Annotated in this window: 25 protein-coding genes and 1 tRNA gene; 11 read left to right on the forward strand and 15 right to left on the reverse strand. The window is 68.7% G+C overall.

The genetic code is table 11. The annotated features are described in order from the left end of the window. Positions 1-2 precede the first annotated feature (2 nt). The 7 genes from QPK29_RS02940 to QPK29_RS02970 all read right to left on the reverse strand — a co-directional run bounded on the left by QPK29_RS02940 (position 3) and on the right by QPK29_RS02970 (position 9052). Positions 3-1193 carry an acyl-CoA dehydrogenase family protein gene (locus tag QPK29_RS02940; RefSeq protein ID WP_371769719.1) on the reverse strand — a complete coding sequence of 397 codons (1191 nt, stop codon included), beginning with the start codon at positions 1191-1193 and terminating at the stop codon, positions 3-5. A gap of 141 nt (positions 1194-1334) precedes the next feature. Continuing rightward, positions 1335-2195, reverse strand: a complete 861-nt coding sequence (locus QPK29_RS02945) for a PEP-CTERM sorting domain-containing protein (protein WP_371769718.1) — start codon at positions 2193-2195, stop codon at positions 1335-1337. Positions 2196-2385: 190 nt separating this feature from the next. After that, the gene (locus QPK29_RS02950; protein ID WP_371769717.1) at positions 2386-4650 is read right to left on the reverse strand and encodes a carboxy terminal-processing peptidase; all 2265 of its coding nucleotides are present in this window, start codon (positions 4648-4650) and stop codon (positions 2386-2388) included. 165 nt (positions 4651-4815) lie between these two features. Continuing rightward, entirely contained in the window at positions 4816-5376 is a 561-nt protein-coding gene (locus tag QPK29_RS02955; protein WP_056131613.1) for a hypothetical protein, read from the reverse strand. 12 nt (positions 5377-5388) lie between these two features. Further along, positions 5389-5940: a thymidine kinase gene (locus QPK29_RS02960; protein ID WP_371769716.1), complete on the reverse strand. Its 552-nt coding sequence runs from the start codon at positions 5938-5940 to the stop codon at positions 5389-5391. A gap of 87 nt (positions 5941-6027) precedes the next feature. Beyond that, positions 6028-8244: a penicillin acylase family protein gene (locus QPK29_RS02965; protein ID WP_371769715.1), complete on the reverse strand. Its 2217-nt coding sequence runs from the start codon at positions 8242-8244 to the stop codon at positions 6028-6030. A gap of 13 nt (positions 8245-8257) precedes the next feature. After that, positions 8258-9052 (reverse strand): hypothetical protein, encoded by a 795-nt coding sequence (locus tag QPK29_RS02970; protein ID WP_371769714.1) that lies wholly within the window; start codon positions 9050-9052, stop codon positions 8258-8260. Positions 9053-9215: 163 nt separating this feature from the next. On the opposite strand from QPK29_RS02970, the gene QPK29_RS02975 reads away from it, so the two are divergent. Then, a complete protein-coding gene (locus QPK29_RS02975; RefSeq protein ID WP_371769713.1) occupies positions 9216-9482 on the forward strand; it encodes a hypothetical protein in 267 nt (88 codons plus the stop codon). Here the strand turns inward: QPK29_RS02975 and QPK29_RS02980 are convergent. The 4 genes from QPK29_RS02980 to QPK29_RS02995 all read right to left on the reverse strand — a co-directional run bounded on the left by QPK29_RS02980 (position 9465) and on the right by QPK29_RS02995 (position 11995). After that, positions 9465-9626, reverse strand: coding sequence for a hypothetical protein (locus QPK29_RS02980; RefSeq protein ID WP_371769712.1), 162 nt, complete (start codon positions 9624-9626; stop codon positions 9465-9467). The genes QPK29_RS02975 and QPK29_RS02980 overlap by 18 nt on opposite strands. A gap of 13 nt (positions 9627-9639) precedes the next feature. Then, positions 9640-9726 (reverse strand) — tRNA-Leu (locus QPK29_RS02985). Between the two features lie 90 nt (positions 9727-9816). After that, positions 9817-10785, reverse strand: coding sequence for a glycosyltransferase family 2 protein (locus QPK29_RS02990; RefSeq protein WP_371769711.1), 969 nt, complete (start codon positions 10783-10785; stop codon positions 9817-9819). 70 nt (positions 10786-10855) lie between these two features. After that, a complete protein-coding gene (locus QPK29_RS02995) occupies positions 10856-11995 on the reverse strand; it encodes a GGDEF domain-containing protein (RefSeq protein ID WP_371769710.1) in 1140 nt (379 codons plus the stop codon). A gap of 200 nt (positions 11996-12195) precedes the next feature. Between QPK29_RS02995 and QPK29_RS03000 the strand changes: the two genes are divergently transcribed. From QPK29_RS03000 to QPK29_RS03010, 3 genes are all read left to right on the forward strand, one after another. After that, complete coding sequence (locus tag QPK29_RS03000) at positions 12196-13254, forward strand: acyltransferase family protein (RefSeq protein WP_371769709.1); 1059 nt, start codon at positions 12196-12198, stop codon at positions 13252-13254. Between the two features lie 82 nt (positions 13255-13336). After that, complete coding sequence (locus QPK29_RS03005) at positions 13337-14008, forward strand: SOS response-associated peptidase (protein WP_371769708.1); 672 nt, start codon at positions 13337-13339, stop codon at positions 14006-14008. 185 nt (positions 14009-14193) lie between these two features. Next, complete coding sequence (locus QPK29_RS03010; protein WP_229412127.1) at positions 14194-14538, forward strand: DUF1566 domain-containing protein; 345 nt, start codon at positions 14194-14196, stop codon at positions 14536-14538. Positions 14539-14582: 44 nt separating this feature from the next. Here QPK29_RS03010 and QPK29_RS03015 read toward each other — a convergent pair whose 3' ends face one another. Together QPK29_RS03015 and QPK29_RS03020 are read right to left on the reverse strand one after the other, a co-directional pair. Further along, complete coding sequence (locus QPK29_RS03015) at positions 14583-16028, reverse strand: M20/M25/M40 family metallo-hydrolase (protein WP_371769707.1); 1446 nt, start codon at positions 16026-16028, stop codon at positions 14583-14585. 81 nt (positions 16029-16109) lie between these two features. Continuing rightward, entirely contained in the window at positions 16110-17252 is a 1143-nt protein-coding gene (locus QPK29_RS03020) for a metallophosphoesterase (RefSeq protein ID WP_371769706.1), read from the reverse strand. Positions 17253-17458: 206 nt separating this feature from the next. Here QPK29_RS03020 and QPK29_RS03025 point away from each other — a divergent pair, with 206 nt between their 5' ends. Next, the gene (locus QPK29_RS03025) at positions 17459-17947 is read left to right on the forward strand and encodes a glycine zipper domain-containing protein (RefSeq protein WP_400189717.1); all 489 of its coding nucleotides are present in this window, start codon (positions 17459-17461) and stop codon (positions 17945-17947) included. 206 nt (positions 17948-18153) lie between these two features. Here QPK29_RS03025 and QPK29_RS03030 read toward each other — a convergent pair whose 3' ends face one another. Beyond that, positions 18154-18309 (reverse strand): hypothetical protein, encoded by a 156-nt coding sequence (locus tag QPK29_RS03030; protein WP_371769704.1) that lies wholly within the window; start codon positions 18307-18309, stop codon positions 18154-18156. Between the two features lie 111 nt (positions 18310-18420). Between QPK29_RS03030 and QPK29_RS03035 the strand changes: the two genes are divergently transcribed. Genes QPK29_RS03035 through QPK29_RS03050 form a run of 4 tightly spaced genes read left to right on the forward strand, consistent with a single transcriptional unit; the run spans position 18421 to position 23591 of the window. Then, positions 18421-19356: a protein kinase domain-containing protein gene (locus QPK29_RS03035; protein WP_371769703.1), complete on the forward strand. Its 936-nt coding sequence runs from the start codon at positions 18421-18423 to the stop codon at positions 19354-19356. Continuing rightward, positions 19353-21668: an FtsW/RodA/SpoVE family cell cycle protein gene (locus QPK29_RS03040; RefSeq protein ID WP_371769702.1), complete on the forward strand. Its 2316-nt coding sequence runs from the start codon at positions 19353-19355 to the stop codon at positions 21666-21668. Before QPK29_RS03035 ends, QPK29_RS03040 begins: the two co-directional genes overlap by 4 nt. Next, positions 21638-23170, forward strand: coding sequence for a hypothetical protein (locus QPK29_RS03045; protein WP_371769701.1), 1533 nt, complete (start codon positions 21638-21640; stop codon positions 23168-23170). The genes QPK29_RS03040 and QPK29_RS03045 overlap by 31 nt, the downstream gene beginning before the upstream one ends. A gap of 7 nt (positions 23171-23177) precedes the next feature. After that, a complete protein-coding gene (locus QPK29_RS03050) occupies positions 23178-23591 on the forward strand; it encodes an SH3 domain-containing protein (RefSeq protein ID WP_371769700.1) in 414 nt (137 codons plus the stop codon). On the opposite strand, the gene QPK29_RS03055 is transcribed toward QPK29_RS03050, so the two are convergent. Beyond that, on the reverse strand, positions 23565-24035 hold the full coding sequence (locus QPK29_RS03055) for a GNAT family N-acetyltransferase (protein WP_371769699.1): 471 nt from the start codon (positions 24033-24035) through the stop codon (positions 23565-23567). The two genes, QPK29_RS03050 and QPK29_RS03055, sit on opposite strands and share 27 nt — an antisense overlap. A gap of 100 nt (positions 24036-24135) precedes the next feature. Between QPK29_RS03055 and QPK29_RS03060 the strand changes: the two genes are divergently transcribed. Both QPK29_RS03060 and QPK29_RS03065 read left to right on the forward strand, forming a co-directional pair. After that, positions 24136-24765 carry an MFS transporter gene (locus QPK29_RS03060; RefSeq protein ID WP_371769698.1) on the forward strand — a complete coding sequence of 210 codons (630 nt, stop codon included), beginning with the start codon at positions 24136-24138 and terminating at the stop codon, positions 24763-24765. Between the two features lie 66 nt (positions 24766-24831). Beyond that, on the forward strand, positions 24832-25791 hold the full coding sequence (locus QPK29_RS03065) for a PP2C family protein-serine/threonine phosphatase (RefSeq protein ID WP_371769697.1): 960 nt from the start codon (positions 24832-24834) through the stop codon (positions 25789-25791). The last annotated feature ends 66 nt before the right edge of the window (positions 25792-25857 follow it).

Below are 25857 nucleotides of genomic sequence, written 5' to 3' on the forward strand. Positions count from 1 at the left end.
CCTCACAGGCCCAGGATCATCTGGGAGATGATGTTGCGTTGGATCTCGTTCGAGCCGCCGTAGATCGACGTCTTGCGGAAATTGAAGTAGTGCGGCAGCAGCGGCGCGGCGAAGTCGTCGTCGATGGCGCTGTGCGCCTGCTCGCCTTCCAGGTAGGCCGGGTCGAACGGCAGCGCCAGCGGGCCGGCCGCCTCGACCATCAGTTCCGACAGCCGCTGCTGGATCTCGGTGCCGCGCACCTTCAGCACGGACGCTTCCGGTCCCGGCGCCTTGTCGGCTTGCGCCAGCACGCGCAGCACCGTCATCTCGAGGGCCATCAGCTCGATCTCGAGGTCCGCCACTTTTGCCGCGAACAGCGGATCGCGCAGCAGCGGCGCGCCGTTCTTCTGCTCGCGCCGGGCGAGCGCCTTGAGCCGGGCCAGCTCGCGCTTGGACCGGCCCACGGCCGCGATCCCCGTGCGCTCGTGACCCAGCAGATATTTCGCATACGTCCAGCCGCGGTTTTCCTGGCCGACGAGGTTCGCCACGGGCACGCGCACGTTGTCGAAGAAGACTTCGTTCACCTCGTGGTCCTCGTCGAGCATGATGATGGGGCGCACGGTGACGCCCGGCGCATGCATGTCGATCAGCAGGAACGAGATGCCCTCCTGCTTGCGCACGGCCGGGTCGGTGCGCACGAGGCAGAAGATCATGTCGGCGTGCTGGGCCAGCGTCGTCCACGTCTTCTGGCCGTCGACGATGTAGTGATCCCCGTCGCGCACCGCCGTCGTCTTCAGCGACGCGAGGTCGGACCCGGCGCCCGGCTCGGAATAGCCCTGGCACCACCAGTCCTCGCACGCCAGGATGCGCGGCAGGTAGTACGCTTTCTGTTCCTCGCTGCCGAAGGCCATGATGACGGGCGCGACCATGTTCACGCCGAACGGCAGCACGGGCGGCGTACCGGCGCGGGCGCATTCTTCCTCGAAGATGTGGCGCTGCACGGGCGTCCATCCCGGGCCGCCATACTCGCGCGGCCAGCCGGGCGCGGCCCAGCCCTGGCGCGCGAGGATGCGGTGCCAGCGCACGTAGTCGTCCTTGTGCAGGCGCAGGTGGTTGGCCACCTTGTGGCGCAGGTCGGCCGGCAGCTCGGCCTCGAGGAAGGCACGCACCTGGTCGCGGAAGGCCAGGTCGTCACCGGTATAGGTCAGGTCCATGTTGTCTCCTTTGTTATGCCGGCCAAAAAAGCACGACCGTTCAAAAGATTGTACCCGAAATCATCCGGCGAGAAACGCGGCGTACAAATGCAAACGCCCCCGCGCGGGCGGGGGCGTTCGTGCTGCCGCGTGCCGTGTCGATCAGCGCTTGCGGCGACGGACGATGCCCATCGCGCCCAGCATGCCCGCCATCATCAGGGCGATCGACGACGGTTCCGGCACGGCCGCCGCGGGCGCGGCCGGCAGGCCCACGCCGACATCGTCACTGATGCCGCCGATGCCGCCGCCGTTGCCGGTGTTGCCGCCGGCATGGCCGTTCTGCGCCGGGATCGGCAGTTGGACGATGGCGCCGCCCTCCTGGCCGCCGGCCGCCGGCGTGATCACCGTCGCACCGTTCCCGTTGTTGTAATTGCCGGACGGGGCGCCGTCGACGCCGTTGCCCGCATTCGTCGAGCCGCCGCCCTTGGTGGAACCACCGCCGGCCACCGCCGTGCCCCCGCCGGACGCGCCGCCGCCATTCGACGCGCTGCCGCCGCCGGACGCGCCGCCCCCGGTCGCGCCATTGCCGAAGCCGCCGCCGAAGCCGCCACCGTTGCCCACCGTCACGCTCCCCGATTGGCCGACCGTGACGACCTTGCCGTCGCTGGTGGACACCACCGCCATGCCGTTACCCAGCATCGCCGCCAGCCTGGCGTTGCTCGTGCTCAGCAGATAGGTGCCTTCGATGCCCTGCGAATACGTCAGTTTGACCGGCGCACCGCTCTGGCCGACGTTGGCGCTGGCCTTCTGGTACAGGGTTTCGGCCAGGTTGCCGCTGCCGTAGGCGGCGCCGCCGACCAGGCTCGTGCCGTTCGCCAGCACGCCCGAACTGACCACGTCCGCGCCGTTCCCGCCGGTCCATCCGGACAGGAAGCCCGATTGGTTCCCTGAGACCACTTCTGCCTGGGCTCCGCATGCGGTCCCGACCAGCAGAGCCGCCGCGATGAGGTAACGAGTTGTCATATTGCACTCCTTGCTCAGTTCATAAAGTTATTGTTAAATTAACTGCTGAGTGAATGTAGCACACCTATAAAAAATACAATTTTCAATTGAGCGGCATAAAAAAAAGGCGAGACTCCCAGGGGAGCCTCGCCTTCAGCCATCCGGTAAGGATGAATGCTTAACTTGTGGTTATTTCACATTTGGCAACCGATCAATTGCCGGGTTGTTTCAACATCGACATGTACGGCATCGCGCGCGACGCCATGCGGGTGTCGGCCTTCAACATGCCGGCCTCGTCGGCCAGGATGTGGGCAGCTTCCTGCAGATACACGTCCTTGGCGTTCTTGGCGGCCTTCTCTGCGGCCAGTTCCGCCGTCAGGCTGCGCTCGTCGCCCTGCAGGCCGTCGTCCGCGCTCGCCGCGCCCTTCAGCACGACATTCGTCTTCTTCGGGCTGGTCGGCGTCGGCACCTTGCCGCGCTGCTCCTTGCTGCCCGGGCCGGACACCGGCTCATCCGGATTATCCTTGCCGGCGAGGCGCGATTCGCGCAGGCGGGCCTTCGCTTCCTGGTTCTCGCGCTCCTTGCGGCGCACGGTCTCGTTCAGCGAGATGAGATTGTCCTTGCGGACCTTCAGCGCCTCGGCGATGTCCTGCTCGATGTCCAGGAAGTCGCGGTCCTTCGCGACGCGGGAATCGTGCTTCTTCTGCAGCGGGTTGAACAGCTCCTTCAGGTCGCCCGACGGCATGTACGTCGCCGGCTTGATCTGTACCCACGGCAGCGCGTTGTCGTAAGACGATTCGCCGAAGTTGTCGTCGTCCGACGTGACCGGGAACCTGATGTCCGGGGTGACGCCGCGCAGCTGCGTGGTGCCGCCGTTGATGCGGAAGAACTGGGCGATCGTCATCTTGAGCTCGCCGTACTTCATCTTGTCGTTCTGCGAGAAGCGGTCGAGGTTGATCAGCGTCTGCACCGTGCCCTTGCCGAAGCTCGGCTCGCCGATGATGACGCCGCGGCCGTAATCCTGGATCGCGGCGGCGAAGATTTCCGACGCCGATGCCGAACCACGATTGATCAGCACGCCCATCGGGCCGTCCCACGCGAGGCCGGCGTCCGTGTCGCTCTCGACTTCGACGCGGCCTTCGGCGCTGCGCTGCTGCACGACCGGGCCCTTGTCGATGAACAGGCCCGTCAGCTCGACGGCCTCGATCAGCGAACCGCCGCCGTTGTTGCGCAGGTCGATCAGGACGTTGTCGACCTTCTCTTTCTTCAGTTCGCCGAGGATGCGCTTCACGTCGCGCGTCGCGCTCTTGAAGTCCTTGTCGCCCTTGCGGCGCGCCTCGAAGTCCTGGTAGAAGGTCGGCAGCTGGATCACGCCGATGCGGCGCTTCACGCCGTTGTCCGTGACCTCGATGACCTTCTTCTTGGCCGACTGCTCTTCCATGCTGATCTTCTGGCGCACGAGGGAAATGGTCGTGTGCTTGCCGTCCTGGCCGGCGTCGGCCGGCAGCACGTCCAGGCGGACCGTCGAGTTGCGCTCGCCGCGCACGAGCTGCACGACGTCGTCGATGCGCCAGCCCATGACGTCCGTGACTGGGCCGTTGCCCTGCGCGACGCCGACGATGCGGTCGCCCACCTTCAGCTTGCCGGATTTGTCGGCCGGGCCGCCCGGGACGATCTCGCGGATCACGGTGTAGTCTTCGCGCGACTGCAGCACGGCGCCGATGCCGTCCAGCGACAGGCGCATGGCGATGTCGAAGTTCTCGGCCGAGCGCGGGCCCAGGTAGTTGGTGTGCGGCTCGATGGCCATCGCGTACGCGTTCATGAACATCTGGAACACGTCTTCGTTGTTCAGCTTCCTGAGGCGGTTCTGGTAGCCCTCGTAACGCTTGTCCAGCGTCTCGCGGATCGCCTTCTCGTCCTTGCCGGCGAGCTTCAGGCGCAGCCAGTCGTTCTTGACGCGCTTGCGCCACAGGTCCTTCGCCTCGTCCTCGTTCTTCGCCCACGGCGCCTTCTCGCGGTCGATCTGCAGCGATTCGTCCGTGGTGAAATCGAACTTGCCCTTCAACAGCTCACGCGCATACGTCATGCGGTCGAAGAAGCGCTGCTGGTACACGTTGTAGATCTGGAAAGGGACCGTCAGGTCTTCGTTGTTGATCGCATCGTCCAGCTTGGTGCGCACGGGCGCGAAGCTGTCGATGTCGGCCTGGGTGAAGTAGAGTTTCTCGCTGTCGAGCGCCTTGAAGTAAGCGTCGAAGATCTTCGCGGACATCGCGTCGTCCAGCGGCGTCGCCTTGTAGTGGTAGCGCGCGAGCACGCGCGAGGCCCACAGCGCGGCCTGGGTCTGGGCGGGGGCCGGCTTGATCTGGACGATGGGGGCCGTGTCGGTCTTGGCCGCGGCAACCTTCTCGGGCTGCGCCGTGACCACGTGGGCCGACATGGCAAACGCCAGCGCGACCGTCAACAACTGCTTCTTCATTCTTGGTTCTCCGGACGGGAATATTCATGCGACTGCTTGGCGGGAGGGCCGGCAGTCGCGCCGACGCAGCGGCGGATGCAACCCATTCTACAGGATAGCGCGGCGGCGCAGAGCCGGCTTGTACGCGTCTTCAGCCGAGCTTAAGTCTTCATGGCGCCCTCGGGCCTACGCTTTTACAAATCGAAACAAACTGGTTTGAAACCAACAGTAAGCCAGGCCGCCCGCCGCGATGATCAACAGATAAGGCCAGCTGCGCGCGCTCAATTTCCAGTCGACGGGCGATGGCCAGAACGACAGGAACTGCGGTGCCAGCAGCAGGGTCAAGGCCAGGTCGGCCGGGCCGAAGTGCCACGGGGCGCGGGTGCGCCACCAGGCCACGGTCACCGGCACGAACAGCACGAGGAACGGCGCCAGCGCCGCGGGCGCGGCGTTGTACCAGCGCAGGTTGGCGAACGAGACGGAGCCGAGCTCCCACACGCGCCCGTTGCGGCGCGGGATGATGGTAAAACCGACGGGTTCGGCGCCCAGCAGCAGCCCGACCGAGAAATGCGCGAGCTCGTGGCAGAACGTGCCGACGGCGCTGAACAGGAAGAAGACGGGGTGCGCCCGCGTCACCATCCAGATCAGGAACGCGAGCGCGAGCGACGGCACGAGATACAGCAGCATCTCGCCCAGGCCGCAGGCCCAGGCGGGCAAATGGGAGGCGCAGCCCGCAAGCCAGGACATGGCCGCGGCGCGTCAGCCCAGATAGAAACAGCGGGCGCAGGCCTGGCGGTAGCTCTCGTTGCCGCCGATGCTGACCTGCTCGCCTTCGCGGATGCGGCGTCCTTCCGGATCGACCCGGATGTTCATCGTCGCCTTCTTGCCGCACGTACAGATGTTCTTGATTTCCTCGATATCGTCTGCCAGCGCCAGCAGGTGCGCGGAACCGGGGAACGGGTCGCCGCGGAAATCGCTGCGCAGGCCGTAGCAGATGACGGGCACGCCGCGCACCTGCGCCAGCTGGTGCAGCTGCACGACCTGCTCCTTCGTCAGGAACTGGGCTTCGTCGACGAGCACGCAGGACACGGCCGGCGCCTTGTCCAGGAAATTCGTGGTCGTGTCGAACACGTCGGTCTGGCGCTGCGGCCCCAGGCGCGAGGTGATCTGGCCGACGCCGTAGCGGTCGTCGATGGCGGCCGTGTACAGCTGGACCTTCTGGCCCTGCTCTTCATAGTTGTGCGCCACCTGCAGCAACGACGTCGACTTGCCCGCGTTCATTGCCGAATACCTGAAATAGAGTTTTGCCACTGCCCTGTCCTGCCCTGGAATGCCGTTGTACGATCCGGGGATTATAGCAATCCCGCCGGCAATCGGACATGGCGCGGCGGGCCGCCGTCACTCGCCCGGATGGTATTTGCGCTCGAGCTGTTTTTCGATATCTTCCTTGTAATACAGCACGTCCTTGAATTCGCCGCGGCTGTACATCGCGGCCTGGTCCGCGAAATGGGGCGAGGCCGGATCCCCGCTCTCGCCGCCGGCCAGGATGCTCTTCGCGCGCACGCGCGGGCCGAACTCGACGGCGGCGACGAAACTGTTGCCGCGGTCGCCATAGATGCGCTTCGTCGTCTGCTTCGCCGTCATGCCGAACGATGCGAGCGAGCCCCAGTTGGCGGACGTGAAGCCGACGGGCAGGCTCGGCTTGTCGTCGTCGTACTGCTGGCCCACGGCGCCGGACAGGCGCTGGAAGCGGTTGATCTCGCCCCACGGCGTCTTCCAGCTGCCGAAGTCCGCCTGCAGTTTGTCGCTCGCGCGCGCCAGCGCATCCAGCCGTTCGCGCGAGGTCAGCTGCGTTTGCACGAAGTCGACCACCGGCACGCGCTGCGCCTTCGCGCGGCTCGATGCCTGCGCGACCATGTCCTGGCCCCAGTACACGGCAAGCGACGTCGGCACGGAAGCCGTCGAGAAGCGCAGGTCCCAGCCGCGCAGCAGCGCCACCTGGTCGGCCAGGCGAGCCTTCAGCGGATCGCCGTCCGGCAGCGCCTCCCAATCCTTCACCACGGCCGGGACGAGCGGTTCGAACGCCGTCAGGTAGCTGTCGTAGGCCTTCGCGATGAGGCCGTCGAGCGTGACGTCGCGCGCATCGTGCAGCACGCGCTCCGCGTGGACGCCGCGCGGATTCTGCGGCAGCGACCACATATAGGCCGGATAGGACGCGCAATCCGGGCTGCTCGCGCCGAACCCCGTGCACGGCCAGTTGTTCGTGTTGGAGATATAGCCACTCGCCGGATTGAACACCGTGATCGTCTCGCCGACGTCGTGCAGGCCCTTCCACTCGGTGGCCGGGTCGCTGCCGTCGACGGGCTTCGTCCAGTCGAAGCGCGGGTCGCGGCGCGGGATGAAATTGCCGTGGAAGTAGGCGATATTGCCGTCGGCATCCGCGTACACCGTGTTGTTCGACGAATTCGTGCGCAGGTCCATCACCTTGCGGAACGCCGCGTAGTCGCGCGCCTTCGTGCGGCCGTACGACTGCATGAGCGCGTGCATCGGGTCGTCCATCATGCGCACCGCGACCCACTTGCCGTCCTGCGCGCGGATCACGGGACCGTGGTGCGTGAAGTACGCCGTGACGGTGCGCGTGGCCATGCCGTGCGCGGTCCGATAAGGCAGCGCAATCGTCTTCGCGCGCACCGTGCGTTCGCCGGCGCCGTACTTGTACACGAACCCGCCGTCGCGCCGCGCCACCGTTTCCAGGTACTCGTCGATGACGTCGCCGCCGCCCGACGTGTGCATCCAGCCGATGCGGTCGTTGAAGCCCTGGTAGATGAAGAACTGGCCCCATGTGACGGCACCGTACGCGTTCAGGCCCTCCCCACTCACCATGTGGATCTCGGGCCGGAAGTAGAACGACGTGTGCGGATTGATCATCAGCAGCGCGTGGCCGCCGGCCGCCCGGCGCGGCGCGATGGCGAAGCCGTTGGAGCCGCGCGGCTCCGGATCGAAGCCCTTGTCGGCGAGCGCCACGGCGGGCGCCGGTGCCGTCCCGTAGAACGCCTGCAAGGCCTTCAGGTCGATGGTCTCGATGTCGCCGCCGATGCTGCCCTCGCTGAACGCGAGCGCCATCCACGGCTCGAAACGCGTGATCAGCCTGGGCTTGACCTGCGGATGCGTGGCGAGATACCAGTTCAGGCCATCCGCGTACGCATCCATCAGCTTCTTGAGCCAGGCCGGGCTCTCCGCATACTTTGCCTTCAGCCCGGCCGGGTCGATGTACAGCTTCATGCGCAAATCGCGCCAGATCTCCTTCTCGCCCTCGACCTCGGCCAGCCGCCCCAACGCGTTGATGTAATTGAGCTCGACGCGGTTGAAATCGTCCTCGGCCTGCGCGTACAGCGTGCCGAACACGGCGTCCGCATCGGTCTTGCCGAAGACGTGCGGGATGCCCCATTTGTCGCGCAGGATCGTCACGCGCCGTGCCCGGGCCTGCAGGCGTGCGCGCTCGGAGGACGTCGAGGCGGCATGCGGCTTTGCGGCGGCATGCGCGGCCACGGGCTGGACGAGCGCGAACAGCGCGGCGCAGGCGATGGCGACCGGGGTCGCGCGGGACAGCGTCATGAGGGCGCCTCGTTCAGGCGCCGCCGAGCGCGGCGAGCTTCTGGCGCAGCACTTCGTTTTCCGTCATCAAGGTGGCGACGCGGTCCTTCAATTCGCCGACCTGGGCCCGCAAGGCCTTCACCTGGTCTTCCGGCGAATCCGGCACGGTCTCCTTCTTCGGCTTGGCGCCCGTCTTCTGTTCGCGCACCTGGCGCGCGGCCTGCTGCAGCTCCTTGCGTCCGCCGGCGACGGCCGCGACCTGCGCTTCCGGCGGCAGCGACGCGACGCTGGCGGCGGCGCTGACGGAAATCGTCCCGCTGCGCACGGCGTCGACCAGTTCCGGCGCCGCCGTCTTGCGGATGCGCTCGATCTGGCTGAGCGTGTTGGCCGACACGCGCGCGGCCTTGGCCACGTCTTCGCGCGTGCTCCACGGCGGGTCGACCGGATCGTCGGCAGGTTCCGGCGCCGGCTGGTCCGGCGGCGCTTCGGCGGCGCGCTGGGCGGCGCGCGCGGCGACGATTTCCTTCTTGCGCAGCGCGAGCATGCCGCGCTGAAAGTCGGACACGCTGCGGCGCGCGAGGTTATTGTCGATCACCCACAGCATGACGTCTTCGAGCGAGTCGAACTTGTCGTTGTTGACCGTACGAAACTCAATGCCGTGCTTTGTACAAATGTCGTAGCGGTTATGCCCGTCGATCAGGACGTCGCGCCACAACACGAGCGCGTCGCGGCAGCCGTCGGCCAGCAGGCTGCGTTCGAGCGCGGCGTATTCGACGGGCGTGAGGGGGTCGATGAAAGAGCGGAGTTCCTCGTTGATCGTGATATTCAAAATGTGTCCTTGCATGTTTCCTGCCGCGGCAATGGCGGCCGCGGGCGTATCGCCCCGCATGCTACACCATGCGCCGCCAGCCGGCACGCGTCATGCATGTTGAATGGCAACATCGGCCGGATCGGCGCACAATGATGTGGACTCAGCCTTCAGGGAGCGAACGATGAATCGACGCCATGACCGCATCTCCGCCATGTTCATCGAGGCCGTGCTGGACGCCAGCCGGCACCATGGCACCGCCCGCGCCGCCCGCCTCCTGCAAGAGGACGGCGTGGCGTTCGACGTCGCGCTGCGCGTACTGACGCGCCCTGGGGGAAGGCGCCTGAGACCCCGTCCTCCGCATGTGCTGGTCGCGGCGGCGGCGGCCGTCGTGCGGCCGTTCGGGGCGGCGCATCCTCACCGTCGAGACGGATTACAAACCAACGGTTGAGGTTTGCACCATGCTCAATAACGATCGGTTGATATTGACCGCGCCCTGGTCGGGCAGATTCAGGGCAAGACGATGATTGCGGAACGCCTCGCATTGTGCGGAACGATCGCAGGCGGAAAAAGGAGTGACGACCAGCTGCCACATGCGCAGAGGCACCTGGTGCCCGGAGCCGGGATCGAACCGGCACGCCATCGCTGGCACGGGATTTTAAGTCCCGGGTGTCTACCAGTTTCACCATCCGGGCAGCGCGCCGAATTCTAGCACAGCCAGACCCGATCAGGGTCGAGATTGCAATATTGACCGCGATGGCGCGGGTGTCATTCCAGCTTGGAGGTCAGGTCGGCGTGCGCCGGGTCATCCCGGTGACGACCCGGCGCAACCGCATGAGCCGCGCGCGCGACACCCCGAGCCGGAACGTCAAGGCCAGCACCGCCGCGCGCGGCCGGCCAGAGTGGCGGAACGCCAGCCACAGGCAGGACGCGGCGCGGCGGTCGTCGAGGACGAACAATCCGTAGGCCGCCCACCACATCTTGTCGGCCCACAGCGCGCGCTGTTGCGGCGTCAGGCGGCCCGAGCGCAACCATTTCTGGCGGATCAGGAAATTCGAGTGGTGATACCAGGCGCTCGGCTGGGCAAACACGGTGCGCACGACGGACGTGGCCACGATACGGTAGTGCGCCACGACCTCGGGCTGGAAAGCGAAGGCATAACGGTCCGCCAGCCGCAGCCACATGTCGTAGTCTTCGTAGTTCAGGCGTTCATCGTAGCCGCCGACGGCCTCCAGTGCGTCGCGCCGGATCAGCGTCGCCATGGCGGGGATGAAATTACCGTCGGCCAGCCTGTCGAAGATCCGTCCCTGCGGCGGGTCGGTGACGCCATGCGCCTCGATGAAGGGTTTGGGGAGCAATGCCCCCGCCTCATCCATCTGCCCGGCATCGGCATAGATGACGGCCGTGTCGGCGTCGAGCGATTGCGCCAGCGCCACCTGCGATGCCAGCTTGTGCGGCAGCCAGGTGTCGTCGGTGGCGGTCATGCTGACATACGTACCTTGCGCCAGCGCCAGCGCTTCGTTCAGCGAGGCACAGATACCGCGGTTGACCTCGTGGCGGATGAAACGGGCCGCCGGATAATGCTCCGCCAGCCAATTCGCGATGACCTGCGGCGAATGATCGCGCGAGCAGTCGTCGATCACCATCAGTTCGAAGTCCTGGAACGTCTGGGCGCGAATGCTCTCCAGGCAGTCCAGCACGAAACGCTCGTGGTTATAGCAGAGGGCGATGACGGTGACGGTAGGGGTGCGCATGGATTACCGATGCTCTAAATATAAGAACGATTACCAGATAGTAGCTCAGCTGTAGGAAAATTCCTACCCGCTAACTGCCTGACGTTGCGTACTTACATCGCTCGCCGTCCACGAGGCGTGCATCCGCGATCCGGTTCCGCCCGCCCCGCTTGGCCGCATACAGCGCCGCATCCGCCCGCTGCAACAGGTTCGCCAGCGACTCCCCATCAGCGAGACTGCCCACCCCCACGCTGACCGTGTAGCGCACGGCCACGCCCCCTGGTCCGGCCACGGCGGCCCGTTCGAGCGTGCGCCGCAATTCGTCGGCAAGAGACACGGCCGCGTCCGCATCCGAATCCGGCAGCAGGACGGCGAATTCCTCCCCGCCCAGGCGGGCGCACCCGTCGCCGCGCAGCACGGCGGCCGTCCGTGCGACGAGGTCGGCCAGCACCCGGTCGCCGACGGCGTGGCCGTGAGTGTCGTTGATGGACTTGAAGTGGTCGACGTCGAAGATCAGCACCGACAGCGTCCTGCCCGCGCGCACGGCATCCGCGTGGGCGCGCTCGGCGCGGCCAAAGAACGCGCGGCGCGACCAGGCGCCCGTCAGGTGGTCGTGTTCCGCCGCATACCGGGCCTGGCCGATCAGGCCGGCGTTCGCCATCATCACGGCGCCCAGGGTCAGGCCCGGCAGCGCCAGCGTGCCGAGGGCGAAGCAGACGAGGTTGACGGGCGACGCGTCGAACAGCGTGACCTGGGCGTCATGGTGGGACGCGTACATCAGCGCGCGCACCGCGTGGGCCGCCGCCAGGGTCAGCGCGGCGCCGAACGCGAACCGGATCGGATAACGGGCCCGGCCGGGCTGCGCCCAGGGCCGCAGTCCCCAGGCCATGGCGACGCACACGATGCCGTGAAACAGGGACGACAGCGCGACCCGCACCGCCATCGCGTCCACGACGTAGTGGAAAACACCCAGCGCCGCGGTCGACGCAGCCACCAGCACGGCCAGCGCACCGTACGGCGCCGGACGGCCGAGGTGGCGCTGGAAGCCGGCATGCATCAGCGCCGGCGCGCACAGGAACAGCAGGTTCGCGATGTCGATCGACAGCACGTCCGCGATCCGCCCGCGGCCGGCGAACAGCAGCAGCGCCGCGATGGCCAGGACGTTCGCGACCGTCCACTCGCGCATGCCGGACACCCCGCTGCGTGCCAGCGAGCGCAGGACCATCAGCATGATCGCCGACAGTGCGATGGTGACAAGTAAAAGGAGTAAGGCGCTCAAATCGAAACGGGCTGGATGGGCTGGACGTGCAACACTGTCGAGACTGGCACAAGTCCCGGGAAACGCGCGCGAAATTGCGCGGTGGAAATAAACATAAGTTTAGCAAATTTGAGTGACGCGATTTTACCCAGAAGGAATTATTCACGCGTTTTATGGCAAAGTCGTCGAAAAATGCCGACCACGATGATGCAGAAACAACAGGGCAGCCGGCCGGCCACGGCGCGCATCCAGTCCGTCGACGTCTTCCGGGCCTGGCGATCACCGCCGTCATCGCGCTGCACACCGCGCCGCGCGCAGGCCTCGACGCGGTCGGACTGCGCTTCGACGCCCGCACGGTGTGCGACCAGCTGGAACGCTTCGCCGTGCCGCTGTTCTTCATGTTGTCCGGCTATTTCTGGGCAAGCCGCTGCCGGGACCGTGCCGCATGCCGGACGGGCGGCGTCGCGCTCGCCCGGCGCGTCCTCGTGCTGTTCGTCGCCTGGTCCGCGATTTATTTCCTCATCACGGTCGCGGCGGTGGGCTGGGCGGCCGCCACGCGCCCCCTGCCCGGCCTGCCCACCCTGCTGCTGCAAGGCACCAAGGCCCATCTGTGGTTCCTGCCGGCACTTGCACTGGCAGCACTCGTCACCGGCGCCCTGCTCGCGCGCGGGCGGGAGCGCACCCTGCTCGTGCTGGCGCTGGCGCTGTACGCGGCCGGCCTCGCCGGCAAGGCGTACGCCGACACGCCCATCGGCTTCCACACGCCCGTCAACATGCGCAACGGGCCGTGCTTCAGCCTGATCATGTTCGTCACCGGCGTCCGTCTGCAGCGCCTGGGCCCGCGGCCCGCATGGCGCCGGCTCGGTCCCGCGCTGGCGCTGGGCGGACTGGCCCTCCAGCTGGCCGAGGTCGCCTGGCTGCATGCACATTGGGGTACGAACATGGCACAGGATTTCGTGCTCGGCACCTATTTCTATGGATTGGGCATGACAATGCTGGCCCTGTCCGATCCGGCGCCGCTGCGCTGTTCCCGCCTCGCCGGGCTCGGTCCGCTGGTGCTGGGGATTTATGCGTCGCACTTCCTGTTCGTCGACCTGCTTGCCGGCCCGGATGCGCCGCTGCGCGCCATCCCCGGCTGGGACATCATCGTCGTCGCCCTCGTCTTCGCGCTGTCGCTGGCGCTGACGGGCTTGTTGTGGCGGTTCGCGGCCACGCGCCGCCTGGTCGCATGAATCCGGAAGCACCACGTACGGACTGGCCGGCACGGCGCGCTAACGGACGACCGTCGTCGCCCATCTGCGCTACCATCGTCCCATGTGTGGACGATTTGACCAGAGCCAGACCGCGCGCCATTACGCCAACCTGATCGGCTGGACCGACGCCGTGTTCGACAGCGAGTCGAGACCGACGACGAATGCGGCGCCCGGCACCTACCGCCCCGTCATGCACGTGCAGAACGGCGAGCAGCGCGTGGACGACGTGTTCTGGAGTTACCGCGCGAAATGGGCTGAAGGCAAGGTGCCCATCGTCATCAACGCCCGGCTGGAAAAGCTGGCCAACCGCTACTGGTCGCGGCTCGTCAAGAACGGGCGCGGCATCGTGCCCGCCGAGGGCTGGTACGAGTGGACGGGAGAAAAAGGCCACAAGCAGCCCTGGCACATCCACCGCAAGGACCACGCCCCGCTGTTCATGCTGGCCGTCGCCAACTTCGGCCCGTTCGAGGAGAACCGCGCCGAGGCGGGTTTCGTCATCGTCACGGACGACGCCTCCGGCGGCATGCTGGACATCCACGACCGCCGCCCCGTCGTGCTGGAGGCGGAAGACGCGAAACTCTGGCTCGATCCGGGCCTGTCGCCCCAGCAGGCCATCGAACTGGCGCGCCATGCGGCCGTGCCCGCGGATGCCTTCGAATGGTACAAGGTCAGCACGGCCGTCAACCGGGCCGGCGCCGACGGGCCGGAGATCGTCCGGCCGCTGGACGACTAACCTGTCCCACAGTCATTCATTGCCTCGGCAGCTTCGCAACGAAAGCTGAGAACCGCTATTGCAAACGCCGTTATGAGCTAGGTCGTATCGAATGTCGCAACCAAGCGCGGCGATCGATGGTCATACGAGACCGCAAGACATGACGAAAGGGTTGCGCAATGGGTGACTACCTGAGGATCCAAGAAATGTTGAAGGAAGGCGAAGCCTATGCCGGCCTGATACTCGGCAAGAACGGCGAGTCCGACTACCACCTGGTGCTATTGCCGGACGAAGCGTCCGACGTCAGCTGGCCTGCCGCGCGCGAATGGGCTGCCGCGCAGCAAGGCGAGCTGCCGACACGGCGCGAACTCGCCCTGCTGTTCGCCAACCTGCGCGAAGGCTTCGACCGCGTCTGGTACTGGTCGAACGAGTCCCACGACACACGGCCGCAACTGGTCTGGGGGCAGAATTTTGCCAGCGGCATCCAGACCGTGTATGGCCGTCCGTTCCGCGGGCATGCCCGCGCGATCCGGCGCATCGACGCCGGATGACGGCCACGGCAGGCGGTGCGCCGCCTGCCGCAGCGCTGCTGCTACTACTTCGTCGTCTTCGCCTCGGTGAAGACGTTGGAGCGGCCAATGGGCTGATCCATGTTGGCCAGGAACCAGGCCGTCGTCGCCATGACGGCGGCGTGGCGGCGCAGGTTTTCCGGATTCACCTTATCGAAGGTATCGGCGGGGGTATGGTGATAATTGAAGTAATCGGACGAATCGATCCACGGTTCGAAAGTCGGCACGCCCGAATCTTCCAGGTCGTGCAGGTCGCCGGCACCGACGACGTCGTCGCGGCGGAATGCGCCCGCGCCCATCGGATACAGGGCAGCCTGCAGCGGCGCCAGCAGCTTCGCGCCGGCCACACCGATGCCCGCGTGCAGGCCGAACGGACGGCCCGAGCCGCCGTCGTCCTCGTATGCCGCGACATGCTTCTCGGCGAGCTTCTTGTTGACGGCGTCATACGTGTGCCCGCCGCGGCCGCCGTTCTCCTCGTTCATCCAGGCGACGACGCGGATCGTGCGGCGCGGCCGGTAATCCAGCTTGCGCAGCGTGTTGATCACTTCCATCGCGCTGACGACCCCGGATGCATCGTCATTGGCGCCGGTGGCGAGGTCCCACGAATCCAGGTGGCCCGACACGATCACGATCTCGTCGGCCTTGTCCGTGCCCGGCCAGTCGGCGATCACGTTGTAGCTGTCGGCGTCCGGCAGGATCTGCGGCGTCAGGGTCAGATGCATCGTGACGGGGCCGCGCTTCGACAGGCGCGCGATCAGCAGCGAGTCTTCGATCGTGACCGCCGCCGCCGGGATGCGCGCATCGTCCTTGAGGAGCGTGGCGCCCGTGTGCGGGATGCGGTAAGCGGCACCGCCGACGGCGCGCACGAGGGCCGCCGCGGCGCCCATCTCGGCCGCCATGCGCGGGCCGGCCCCGCGGAACGCGACGGCCTGGCCATACGCGGTGCCTGCCAGGCCGCGGTCCGCCATGTTCTGGTCGAACGGCACGTCGAACAGGACGATGCGGCCCTTCACTTCGGCCGCGCGCGCCTTCAGTTCCTCGAACGTGCGCACGACGATCACCGGCGCCGTGATGCCGGCGGCCGGGGTCGCGCCCGATCCGCCCAGCGCGGTCAGCACGATTCTTTGCGTCACGCCCGCCGGACGGCCGTGGTAGTCCACGAGCGCCGCCTTCTCCTCGCCGCGCACCCAGTGCGGCACCTTGATCGGCTGCAGCGTGACCTTGGCGCCCAGCTTGCGCAGCTCGTCGGCGACCTGCGTCACGGCGGCGGCGGCGCCGGGCGAACCCGACAGGCGCGGGCCGACCAGGTCCGTCAGGTCTTCCAGCCGCTGGTACGCGTAATCGCTTTGCAAGGCCGTATCGCGCACCTTGGCGAGCGCGGCCGGGTCATTACCGGGAGTGGCGGCGTTCGCGGTACTGCCCAGCAGGCAGGCGGCGAGCAGGCTCAAGGCGGGGAGACGGAGGCGATTCATGCTTGCAATCCTTTGGTCGGGGGAAAAACCAAAACGATAACGCATCCGCTTGTTTTTGGGGAAATATATTGGCGTAGTCAATCACACGCCGCCCGGCACCAGGCGCACGAGCGTGATCTCGGACGGCGCGCCGAAGCGTTTCGGCGGCCCCCAGTACCCGGTGCCGCGGCTCGTGTACACCCACAGGGAGCGCACCCGGTTCAGGCCGGCGACGAATGGTTGCTGCAGCGGCACGAACAAATTCCACGGGAAGAACTGGCCGCCATGGGTATGGCCGGACAATTGCAGGTCGAAGCCGGCGTCGGCCGCGGCCGGCGCCGTACGCGGCTGGTGGGCCAGCAGGATGCGCACGGCCACGTCGTCCGGCGCGCCCGCGGCGGCCAGGTGCGGGTCGCTCTTGTGGGCGGGATTGAAATGCTGCGCCGTGTAATCCGTGACGCCGGCAATCATGAGCTTGGCCCCGCCGCGGCGCCGGATCACGTGCTCGTTCAGCAACACGCGCAGGCCCAGGCGGCGCACTTCCGCGATCCACTGCTCGGCACCGGAATAATATTCATGGTTGCCGGTGACAAAGAACGTGCCGTCCGGCGCGGACAGGCGCGCCAGCGGTTCCGTGTGCATGGCCAGGCGCTGCACGCTGCCGTCGACGAGGTCGCCCGTGATGGCGATGGCATCCGGCCTGAGCGCGTTGACCTTCGTGACGATGGCGTTCAGATACGGCCGGCGGATGGTCGGGCCCACGTGGATGTCGGAAATCTGCGCGATCGAATACCCGTGCAGGTCTTCCGGCAGGCCGTCGATCGGCACCTCGACCTTGACGACGCGCGCCACGCGGCGGGCGTTGACGAACCCGATGCACGTGATGGCCAGTGCGAGCAGCGGCACCGCGACGGCGCTGTCGTGGGTGAAGCCGGGCCCGCCGGTGCCGCCCAGCGCGAGGGCCACCAGCAAGAGGTCGCGCAGCAGGGTCAGCACGAACAGCGAGGAAAACAGGCCCATCGCGAGCAGCCCGGCCCACGTGAGCGGTCCGGTCCAGCGCGTGCGGCGCAGGCTCGGTGCGACGAGGCCGATACGTACGAGCGCGGCCGACAGGGCGAGCAGCACGGCCCCCGCCAGCATGCCGATGACACCGGCGTCCAGCGCAGGCAACAGCCGCAGGCCGATGTAGGCGTGCAACAGCAGGAGGATGGCAAGAATGGAAACGAAAGAACGCCGGCGCGCCATGGTAGGTTCGTACAGTCGGTGACGCTTCCAAGATGGGGCGGCATGCGCCGACTGCAAGGCCTGCCTGTAACCGATGTTACCGGGGCGGAAGCAGATGTAATAATCTGTATTAACGCGTGGCAGCATACACGGATGTATCTATGATGATTGCATGCCTGGCGTAGTTGCGATCATCCCGATCCCCGTTGAGGCGCAAGGAACTAACCATGTTGAAGAAAAAATGCATTGGTGCCATGCTCCTGGCCGCAGCTGCCGTGTCCACCTCGGCAATGGCTGGCGATCGGGGTGTGAACACTGTCGTGGGCGCACTGGCCGGCGCCGCCATCGGCGGCAGCGTGGGCGGTCGCGACGGCGCGCTCGTCGGGGGTGCCATCGGCGCCGCGGTCGGCAATTCGGTCCGCACCAACGACGACTATTACTACCGCAACCGCGGCTACGCCTACACGGGTGGCTATTCGAACGGCTATTCCGGCGGCTATTACCAGGCGGCACCGGCCTACGTCGAGTCGCGTCCGGTATATGTGGAATCGCCCCGCTATTACTACAACGCGCGCCCGGACGTCGTCGTCGTCGAACGGGGCCGCGGCTACGACCACGACCGCGGCGGCCATCGCGGCTGGGACCGCGACCGCGGCGGCTACGACCGCGACCGCGGCGGCTGGGACCGCGGCCATGACCGTGGCTGGCACCGCTGATCGCAGCAACAGCCAACTTTGAGAACCGCGCCTCGTGCGCGGTTTTTTATTGGCTGTGTTCGCGCTATTTGTGTGAACCGAGATTCGTTGCAGAGGTCAGACGCATCGTCGAGTTAACTCATGAGGAGTGACGATGCGGCCTGACGGTCGACGACTGGTTCGCCATGCTGTTGGCGGTGCAGTTGTCGCCAGACGACCTGGCTCGGCTACGGGAATGGATCGCCCGCAACGCGGATCGACACCCCGGACGTCGACGCGATGCCGAAGATCCCCGGCCGCACGTGCGGCGCGACGACGAGCACGGTACCGACGACGAAGACCCAGACGGCGAACACCGGGGCGCTGAACGTGGCTTTGGACAAGGCTACCTCGACAAGTTGTTAGCACTACAATCTTGTCGACTCTGACGTGTTTTCTCCGTCCCCCTGCTATTCCCCGCCGAGGCGGCACCGGCCGCCCGTTCGGGAGGCTACATGGTCGAGGCAGGCGACATCATCACGTTGACGGCGGGCGCCTGGCGCCTGCAGGCGCCGCTGGGCGGGTCCAGCTACGGCCAGGTGTGGCGCGCGGCGTCCGTGCTGGACGGCACGCCGGCCGCGGTGAAACTCGTCAACCGCGCGCAGATGGACCTTGCGTTGCCGCCCCAGCAGGTCGTCTGGCGCGCGTGCTTCGACGCCGAGATCGCCTTCCTGCGCGGCCTGCAGCCATGGGACCAGCGCCACATCGTGCGCCTGCTCGACAGCGGCGAACACGAGGGCCAGCCCGCGCTCGCGCTCGAATTGCTGGACGGCGACCTCGCCGCCCACGTGGCGACGTTGCGCAGCCGCGGCGACGGCCCCCGCATCGGGCAGGCCCTTGCGTGGACGGCGCAGGTGAATGCCGCGCTGGCGAAGGTCCACCAATACGGCTGGCGCTACCTGGATCTGAAGCCGGCCAACCTGCTCGTCGATGCGCACACCGGCACGCTCAAGCTCGCGGACTTCGGCACCAATCGCCCCCTGCAGGACAGCGCCGCGCATTCGTATGCCGGCACCGCGGCGTGGCAGGCGCCGGAACAGTTCTTTCCCAATGACGCCGGCCGCTACCGGACCGACGCGCGCAGCGACTATTTTGCACTGGGCGCCCTGCTCTACTGGCTCGTCGCCGGCATCCCGCTGCGCTTTTGCGCCGCCTGCGCGGATGCCTACCGGGCCCGGGGCACGGCAGGCGCGGCGGCACTGCGCGCACCCGCGATCCTCGCGCCGGACGAGGCCGCGCTGTTCGCCGGCCACGGTGGAGACGCGTCCGTGGCGCTGCTGCGCGCGCTGCTGGCGGCGCGTCCGGAAGCGCGGCCCCGCCATGCGCTGGAAATCAGCCGCCTGATCGCCCGCGCCGCGGCCGGCGCGAATCCGCTGCGGAGCGCGGCATGAGCCGCACCCGCCTTGCCGCCGGCGCGCTGCTCGCCGCCCTGTGCGCGCTGCAAATGCTCGCGCTGCTGCGCGCGCCGGCCGCGTGGCTGCCCGCGCGGGTCGCACTGACGTTGGCGCCGGGCGCGGCGCTCGACGTCGACCACGCCATGCTCGGCGCCCCCGCGGCGGATACGGGCCGCCTGCGGCTGGGGCGCGACCGGAATGGCACGTGGTGGGCGGCGGACGACGGCACGGGTGCCCCGCTGCGCGTCCAGGACGGCAACCGCCAGCGCCGCAGCGGCGGCGTCGTCCTCAAGCCCGGCCAGCAATTCCAGTTGGGCGTGCTGCGCATGCGCGTCGACGCGGCCGGCGGGGACGCCGTCGACCTGGCGGCCGGCGCCATCCGCTGGCGCTACGACGGCGCCCTGCTGCGCCGCGACGGCAAGCCGCAAAAGGCTTGTCCCGACGCGCGCTTCGCGGACGCGTGGAACCGGATCGTCCCGCGCGCGCTGGCGTTCGGCCGCCCGCTCGTCTTCGGCGGCAACCTCGATTGCGGCAACCGCATCGCAATCGCAGGCTTGCCCCCGCACGCCGCCGGCATCGCGCGCAACGACGACGGTTTCCTGCTGGGCGCCGCACCCGCCGTGCCGCTGCTGCTGGAAGACGACCGCGGCGCGGCATTGCTGGCCGGCCGGCCGCTGCGGCTGGCGGCCGGGCAGACGCTCGTCGCGGGCCGCACGCGCCTGCTGCTCGCCCCAGGCGGCGACGTGCTGCGGCTGCACCCCAACGGCCACGTCGCCCTGTATGCCGACACGCAGAAGCGCCTGCCGGCCGGCGTCGCATGGACGTGGACGCGGCGCGGTCCATGGGACCTGCCGCCACACGCCGCGCTGCCGCTGCTGGCCGTCCTCGGCCTGGCCCTGACGGGCGCGCTGACGGCCCTCGTCCTGAACCCGGCCAACCGTTTGCGCGCGGGTGCGGCGGTCGGCCTCCCGCTGCTGCTGGCCGGCAGCGGCGCCGTCCTGTTCTGGCTGCAGCGCACCGGCACGCCGGCGGGCCCTGGCCTCGGCCTGCTCGTGGCCTGGGCTGCGCTCGCGTTCGCGCTGCTGGCGCCGCGACGGCTCGAACCGGTCCTCGCCGCCGCGCTGCCGCTGCTGGCCGTGGGCCTGCTCGCCCAGCTGGACCTGGGCCTCGGCGCGCCGGACACCGCCTGGCTGCGCCACTTCCACAAGACCGCGGCGCTGCTCGCGCTGGGCACCGGCGCCGCGACATTGGCAAGCGTCGTGCGCCCCGCGCGGCCGCTGCCGCAGGCGCGCATCGAACTGGCGCTGTTGCTGCTGACCGGCGTCGCGCTGCTCGCGCTGCTGCTGCAGGTCGCGTACGGCGACGAGACCGGCGTGTTCGACCTGCAGCCCGTGGAATTCGCCAAGCTGGCGCTTGCCGCGCTGGCCGCGCACTGCCTGGCGCTCGCCTGCGCGGACGGTCCCGCACCGGGCGGCGCATGGCGGCGTGCCCTTCGGGTCGGGGCGCCCGCGCTGCTGTTCATGCTGCTGCTGGGCGTCGCGCTCGTGCAGGTCGACGACTATTCTCCGCTGGTGCTGCTCGCGCTGTGGGGCGGCACGATGATGCTGGCGCAGGCGCTGGCCACGCGCCGCCGCGGCACCGCGCTGGCGCTCGCGTGCGTCGCGCTGGCGGCCGTCGCGACGGTGGCCCTGCTGCGCGGCGCGGGCGCCGACGGCATCGCGCGCTGGGATTTCTATGCGGACCGCTTCCTCGTCTGGCTCGATCCCGGCACGCATCCGCACACGGGACAACAGTTGCTGCTGGGCGCCCGCGCCATCGCGCAGGGCGGCTGGGTGGGCGCCGACGGCGCGTTCGGCGTCACGGTGCTGGGCCGCGATCCGGGCTTCGCGCTGCGCATTCCCGCCGTGCAGGACGATTTCGCCGCGTCGTTCTACCTCGCGCGCCACGGGCTCGCGGCCGCCGTCGGCCTGTGGCTGCTGCAGGCGCTGTTCCTCGCCGCGCTGCTGCGCCTTGCCCTGCGCTGCTGGCTGGCGGGCGCGAACGCGCGCGACTTCCGCGTGGCGTGGCTCGCCCGCCTGCGCTGCTTCTTCCTGGCCGGCGGCGCCGCGTTCGCGTTCGGCCACTTCCTGCTCTCGTGGGGCACCAACCTCGCGATCTTCCCGGTGATGGGCCAGCCGATGAGCTTCCTGTCGGCGGGCGGCTCGCACCTGCTGTTTTTCATCTGCCCCCTGCTAGGTGCCGCTGCCGCCAGCAGCCAAACTTTAGAGGAGAACGAATCATGCCGGTCTACGTCCAACATGAAGCCCTAGGCAAGATCAACGACGTCTTCGACGCCCACGCCATCTGGCAGGCGCCCGGGCTGGCGCTGTTCGCGCGCCGTCCGCTGCTGCGCGACCTGCTGGAACGCTCGCCGCGCGAACAGCGCGGACGCGCCGCGACGCGCTGCTTTTCCCACATCACGCTGGTGCTGCCGCAGGAAGAGGTCGACGACGACCGCCACCTCACGCGCGGCGCCCGCGTGCGCGACCTCGCCGAGTCGCTGTCCGCGCTGCACCGCAAGGATTTCGGCGACCTGCTGCAGGGCGACGACGTCCGTTACCACGTCGTCGGCGCCGACCGCCTGGAGCCGGGCGAGGTCGAAGTGAAGTTCGGCCATGCCGTCTACCTGCCCGCGCCGGGCGAGGCCGTGCAGTACACCGTCAGCGTATCGCGCGACAGCGCCGTGTGGAAGACCGTCTGCCCCATCTACCCGAACCAGAGACTGACCCTGATCGGCCACGACGCGCACGAAGCGACGTACACCGCGCCGGGCTGGCCGTTCGGCGCGGAAGGCGCCGTCCTCCTCATCAACGACGGACCGGACTCTCCGCTCGAAGTGCAGGTGCGGCCGAAGGACGCCTTCGACTGCGGCTACGACGCGGCCGCCGGCTACTGGACGATCAAGTCGCGCCGCGGCGCGGTCGACGCCACCGGCGCCGCGTTGCGCCTGCTGCTGCGGGTGACGCCGAACGCGACGGCCCGCGCGCCGGCGCCGGTCAAACCTGCGTCGGCCCGCCCCGCCGTGTGGAAACCGCGTGCCGTCCCCGACCCCGAACTGACCGCGGTGCCGGTGGCGCGCGCCCCGGCACCGCCAACCGTCGACGCCACGTACGCCCCCGTGTCGCGCCAGCGCGTCACGCTGGCCGCGCTGGCGCTGCCGCGGCTGTCGCGCTATCGCGAAACGGGCGCGCAGGCGCTCGAGATCAACCTGAACCGCGCGTTCGTCCCGTCGACGCAACCGTCGGACACGGTCATCGGCTTCGCCGTCGACGACCAGGACCAGCTGCAGGCGATCACGCAGGCCGGCCGCGAACGGATCGCCGTGCCGGCCGCGTTCAGCCCCGTCGACGGCACGCGCGTGGAACTGGCCGCCTGCGCGCCCGCACTGGCCGACCGCTACTGCGCCCTGCTCGTGCTGCCGCAGCCGCCGGCGCTGCCGGTGGCGCCCGGCGCGCGCTTCACGTTCGGCCGGGGCGCACCCATGCTCGCGGCGCTGCGCCTACTGGATTCGCCGGCCTTCCTGAAGCATGCGGCCGGCACGCCGCCGTCGAGCGCCGACCGCCTGGGCCTGTCGCGCGACGCGTTCAGCTTCGAAGCGGGACCGGACGGCTGGCGGATCGCGCGCCTGTCGCCCACGCAGGCCTTGTACCACCTCGATGACAAGCTGGCATTCGTCGCCGCGATCGACACCGCGACGCCGGAGCAGCCGTACCGCCTGCCGGCCGGGCACCACCTCGTCGCGGGCCATTACGTGCTGCGCTTCGATGCGTGAGGCGGCCATGGCTTCGTGGCTCGTGTGGGCCGGCGCGCTGGCGGCGACGCTGGTGCTGGCCGCGTGGTGCACGCCGCGCGCATGGTGGCGCCGGCCGAACCTGCGGGCGCTGGCCGTCGTCGCCGGCGGCACGCTCGGTGTCGGCCTGCTGTTCTCCACGCTCCTGCCGGCCGCGCCGGAACCCGTGGCCGTGGCCGTGGCAGCCGGCCCGGCCGCCGGCGCCCGCTACCTGGTCGTCGACGACCTGAACTTGCGCGAGGACCGCGGCGTGGTTGCCGCCCGCATGCGCGTGCTGCGCGCGGGGACGGTCGTCAGCGCGACGGGGGCGACGGACGGCGACTGGTGGCGCGTGCGCGTGGAAGGCGGCGTGGAAGGCTGGGCGAGCAGCCTGTGGCTACGCCGCACCGACGAGCGGCATTGACAGGCGCATCGGGTTGTAGCGCACCTTGTCGACCTGCATGGGCGCCGTGCGTTCGAAGCCGAGCGACGCGTAGAACGGCACGGCGAAATTCGACGCATTCACGGTAAAGAAACCCGGGTGCCCGGGCCCGAGCGCCGCCGCGCGTCCCGCGTCCCACAACGCCCGCGCGATGCCGCGCCGCTGGTATGCGGCGTCGACGAACAGGTGGAACACGTGCGTGCCGCCGCGCACACCGATGAAGCCGGCCAGCATGCCGTCGACGACGGCCGCGTGGTAGACGAAGCCGGCGTCCAGGTTGCGGCGCAGGCCCGCGGCGTCGTGCTGGGCGAGGAAGCCGGCGGCGTCCTCCGGCGCGGATTCGTGCAGGAAGAACGTCTCGGCGGCACGGCGCAGGACCGCGGCGGCGGCCGGGATGTCGGCGGGTTCCAGTAGGCGTATTTGCATGCGTCACAAGATAACACGGCAGCCTTGTCGAAACGTCACGTTGGGAAAACCACGCGGGCGTCCCCTGCCGCGTTGACCGGGCCGCAACGCGATCTCGTTCGTGGGCCTGCTCGCCATCTACCGCGCCTGGTGGCGCGCCGACCGCTCGCACGTGAAGCCCTGCGCGGGCTATGGCGCGCGCCTGCGCGAAGGCATGCGAACGGCGTTCGGCTGCCCGCGCTACCGGCGCATCCTGCGCAACGTGGCCACCGTGTTCTTCGCCACCATCGCCTTCGCGGGCCTGCTGCCCGTGTTCGTGCGCGACGTCTTCCGGATGGACGCCAGCGTGTTCGGCACCCTGATGGGCAGCCTGGGCGCCGGCGCCGTGCTGGCCGCATTCTGCCTGCCCGCGATCCGCGCGCGCGTCGACAAGACCAGGATCCTGGCCGCCGCGCTGGCCGTGTATGGCACGATACTGGCCATCCTGCCCTTCCTGCATACGCTGGCGCTGCTCATCCCGCTGATCGTGGTCGGCGGCATGGCCTGGTCGGCCGTCGTGTCGACCCTGAACGCGGCCGCCCAGCTGTCGTTCCCGGCGGACGTGCGGGCGCGCACGCTGGCCATCTATCTCGTCGTGATGGCGGGCGGCTACACGCTCGGCAGCCTGTTCTGGGGCCGCATGGCCGACGCCTGCGGCGTGCGGTTCGCGATGGCGGCGGCCGCGTGCTCGTCAACGCGGCCGTGTTGCTGACGGGTGGACGGCAAAACCCCATCTAATCGAAGCTTGGTCTTCTGGCATTTGCGGTTAGAGTAAAGGATGCCAATTTCTCCCTTCATTGCCGGGCTGCGCTTCGGCCCCCTGGACGTTGCGGCGTGCTCGCGCCTGGGCGCCGGGCCGCGCCTGCGCGCGGAAAACCAGGACAACCTGCTCCTGATCGACACGGACGGCGACGCCGCCTGGCTGCAGGACCAGGCCGTGCAGCGCCGGAGACTCCCCGGCTGGCGTCGCGGCCACGCGCGACTGGCCGTGCTGGACGGCATGGGCGGCCATGGCCATGGCCGCGAAGCCGCGGAAGCCGTCGTCGCCGGCCTGCTCGCGCTGCCGCCGTGCGCCACCGGCGCCGAGCTGGCGCGCCGCCTGGACGCGCTGCACGCCGACCTGCAGCGCCATTTCGCCGACGTGCCCGGCCCCCGTCCCGGCACGACGCTCACGCTGCTGGAACTGCGCGCGGACGACACGCCGCTGCTGTACCACGTGGGCGATTCGCGCCTGTACGAGATCACGCCGGCACGCGCGGCGCCGCTGACGGTCGACCACGTCCCCGCCACCGCCTATGCGATGGCAGGCCTGCTGGGCGAAGCCGACTGGTGGCGCCAGGTCCATGGCGAACACCGGCCGCAGATCGCCCAGGCCTTCCTGCTCGGGAACGCGTTCGCCGACCCGACGCGGCTGAACGACCCGCTGTACGAACTATCGCCGCTGAACCTGCCGTCCTGGCTGTCCGGGCTGGCCGACCGTCGTCCGCTCGCGCTGCGTCCCGGCGCCTCCTACCTGCTGGCGACGGACGGCCTGTGGTCGTGCTCGGACCCGGTCGGCTGGGCCGGACAATGGCCGCAACTGCTGGCCGGCACCGCCGACGCCGCCGCGATGCTGCGCGCGCTGATGGCGGCCTACGACGCCCATCCGGCCGCATTCTTTTTTCCGGACAACGTCAGCGCCATCCTCGTGCGCGTCCCTGGCGCGGCGCGCGACGAGACCGCATTGCCGGGGGCATGACTGTGGTAAATAGTGCATCTTGGAAAAAAGTCTTGCTCAACCATGAAATCCGCGCGCCGCGCTACG

Source organism: Massilia orientalis, assembly GCF_030411975.2.
GTDB lineage: Bacteria > Pseudomonadota > Gammaproteobacteria > Burkholderiales > Burkholderiaceae_D > Telluria > Telluria orientalis.

What these genes read in the sequence shown, in the direction of transcription:
- QPK29_RS02940 (WP_371769719.1), bottom strand. Translation starts at nt 1,193, where the DNA reads ATGGACCTGACCTATACCGGTGACGACCTGGCCTTCCGCGACCAGGTG.
- QPK29_RS02945 (WP_371769718.1), bottom strand. Translation starts at nt 2,195, where the DNA reads ATGACAACTCGTTACCTCATCGCGGCGGCTCTGCTGGTCGGGACCGCA.
- QPK29_RS02950 (WP_371769717.1), bottom strand. Translation starts at nt 4,650, where the DNA reads ATGAAGAAGCAGTTGTTGACGGTCGCGCTGGCGTTTGCCATGTCGGCC.
- QPK29_RS02955 (WP_056131613.1), bottom strand. Translation starts at nt 5,376, where the DNA reads ATGTCCTGGCTTGCGGGCTGCGCCTCCCATTTGCCCGCCTGGGCCTGC.
- QPK29_RS02965 (WP_371769715.1), bottom strand. Translation starts at nt 8,244, where the DNA reads ATGACGCTGTCCCGCGCGACCCCGGTCGCCATCGCCTGCGCCGCGCTG.
- QPK29_RS02975 (WP_371769713.1), top strand. Translation starts at nt 9,216, where the DNA reads ATGAATCGACGCCATGACCGCATCTCCGCCATGTTCATCGAGGCCGTG.
- QPK29_RS02980 (WP_371769712.1), bottom strand. Translation starts at nt 9,626, where the DNA reads ATGTGGCAGCTGGTCGTCACTCCTTTTTCCGCCTGCGATCGTTCCGCA.
- QPK29_RS02990 (WP_371769711.1), bottom strand. Translation starts at nt 10,785, where the DNA reads ATGCGCACCCCTACCGTCACCGTCATCGCCCTCTGCTATAACCACGAG.
- QPK29_RS02995 (WP_371769710.1), bottom strand. Translation starts at nt 11,995, where the DNA reads ATGCTGATGGTCCTGCGCTCGCTGGCACGCAGCGGGGTGTCCGGCATG.
- QPK29_RS03000 (WP_371769709.1), top strand. Translation starts at nt 12,196, where the DNA reads ATGGCAAAGTCGTCGAAAAATGCCGACCACGATGATGCAGAAACAACA.
- QPK29_RS03005 (WP_371769708.1), top strand. Translation starts at nt 13,337, where the DNA reads ATGTGTGGACGATTTGACCAGAGCCAGACCGCGCGCCATTACGCCAAC.
- QPK29_RS03010 (WP_229412127.1), top strand. Translation starts at nt 14,194, where the DNA reads ATGTTGAAGGAAGGCGAAGCCTATGCCGGCCTGATACTCGGCAAGAAC.
- QPK29_RS03015 (WP_371769707.1), bottom strand. Translation starts at nt 16,028, where the DNA reads ATGAATCGCCTCCGTCTCCCCGCCTTGAGCCTGCTCGCCGCCTGCCTG.
- QPK29_RS03020 (WP_371769706.1), bottom strand. Translation starts at nt 17,252, where the DNA reads ATGGCGCGCCGGCGTTCTTTCGTTTCCATTCTTGCCATCCTCCTGCTG.
- QPK29_RS03025 (WP_400189717.1), top strand. Translation starts at nt 17,459, where the DNA reads ATGTTGAAGAAAAAATGCATTGGTGCCATGCTCCTGGCCGCAGCTGCC.
- QPK29_RS03035 (WP_371769703.1), top strand. Translation starts at nt 18,421, where the DNA reads ATGGTCGAGGCAGGCGACATCATCACGTTGACGGCGGGCGCCTGGCGC.
- QPK29_RS03040 (WP_371769702.1), top strand. Translation starts at nt 19,353, where the DNA reads ATGAGCCGCACCCGCCTTGCCGCCGGCGCGCTGCTCGCCGCCCTGTGC.
- QPK29_RS03045 (WP_371769701.1), top strand. Translation starts at nt 21,638, where the DNA reads ATGCCGGTCTACGTCCAACATGAAGCCCTAGGCAAGATCAACGACGTC.
- QPK29_RS03050 (WP_371769700.1), top strand. Translation starts at nt 23,178, where the DNA reads ATGGCTTCGTGGCTCGTGTGGGCCGGCGCGCTGGCGGCGACGCTGGTG.
- QPK29_RS03055 (WP_371769699.1), bottom strand. Translation starts at nt 24,035, where the DNA reads ATGCAAATACGCCTACTGGAACCCGCCGACATCCCGGCCGCCGCCGCG.
- QPK29_RS03065 (WP_371769697.1), top strand. Translation starts at nt 24,832, where the DNA reads ATGCCAATTTCTCCCTTCATTGCCGGGCTGCGCTTCGGCCCCCTGGAC.